The sequence below is a fragment of the Streptosporangium minutum genome (assembly GCF_002149035.1).
Lineage (GTDB): Bacteria > Actinomycetota > Actinomycetes > Streptosporangiales > Streptosporangiaceae > Streptosporangium > Streptosporangium minutum.
In genome coordinates this window covers 1-1,288 of record NZ_NGFP01000509.1, presented here as the reverse complement: position 1 = coordinate 1,288, position 1,288 = coordinate 1, and the positions used below count along the sequence as shown (strand labels likewise).

Annotated in this window: 1 protein-coding gene; it reads left to right on the top strand. The window is 68.7% G+C overall.

The features are described from left to right. Positions 1–31 precede the first annotated feature (31 nt). Positions 32–1,243 carry an IS110 family RNA-guided transposase gene (locus tag CA984_RS44070; RefSeq protein WP_086579164.1) on the top strand — a complete coding sequence of 404 codons (1,212 nt, stop codon included), beginning with the start codon at positions 32–34 and terminating at the stop codon, positions 1,241–1,243. Positions 1,244–1,288: the final 45 nt, after the last annotated feature.

Sequence of the window (1,288 nt, the reverse complement as noted above, 5' to 3'; positions counted from 1 at the left end):
GGCCAAACACCCTCTGAACTGGAGTAGTGGCATGAGCGTCGACTACGCGGTGTTTGTCGGCTTAGACGTGGGCAAGGGCGAACACCACGCCTGCGCCCTGGACCCTCGCGGCAAGAAACTCCACGACAAGCCCCTGCCCAACGACGAGCAGCGCCTGCGCGCGCTGTTCGGCAAGCTCAAGACCCACGGGCCAGTGCTCGTCGTGGTCGAYCARCCCGCCTCCATCGGCGCGCTACCCGTCGCCGTGGCTCGCGCCGAAGGCTGCCAGGTCGCCTACCTGCCCGGCCTGACCATGCGCCGCCTGGCCGACCTGCACCCCGGCAACGCCAAGACCGACGCCCGTGACGCGTTCATCATCGCCGACGCCGCCCGCACCTTGCCGCACACACTTCGACGTGTCGACGCCGGCGACGAAGCCCTCGCCGAGCTGGAGGTTCTCGTCGGATTCGATGATGACCTGGCCTCCGAGGCGACCCGGGTGACCAACCGGATCCGCGGACTGCTCGTCACCATCCACCCGGCGCTGGAGCGGGCGCTTGGGCCGCGCCTGCACCATCCCGCCGCCCTGGAGCTCCTGGCACGCTTCGGCGGCCCGAACGGCCTGCGAGAGGCCGGACGCGAGCAGCTCCTGACCGTCGCCCAGCCACTGGCTCCGCGCATGGCGGGCCGTATGGTCGACGAGGTCCTGGCCGCGCTCGAAGCACAGACAGTCGTCGTCCCCGSAACCAGCGCGGCCGAGACCGTCCTGCCCCGCCTGTCACGATCGCTACGAAGCGTGCTCGACCAGCGCAAACAGGTCGCAGCCGAGGTGGAAGCGATGCTTGATGCCCACCCTCTCGCCAAGGTCCTGATCACCATGCCCGGGCTCGGGATCAGGACCACCGCACGGCTGCTGCTGGAGATCGGCGACATCTCCGCCTTCGCCACCCCCGGGCACCTCGCCGCCTACGCCGGGCTCGCCCCGGTGACCCGCCGATCCGGTTCTTCGATCAAGGGTGAACACCCACCCAAAGGCGGCAACAAGGCACTGAAACGGGCCATGTTCCTCGCCGCGTTCGCGTCCCTGTCCGACCCCGAAAGCAGGGAGTACTACGACAAGAAGCGCGCCGAGGGCAAGAAGCACAACGCCGCCCTGATCTGCCTCGCCCGTCGCCGTTCAGACGTCATCTACGCCATGCTCCGCGACCGCAAGCCCTACCAGCCCCGCCGGAAGAACCACACCCGAAAGCCCGCGGCCGCTTGACGAACACCATAGGGACACCCCCCAACACCATAGGGACACCCCCCA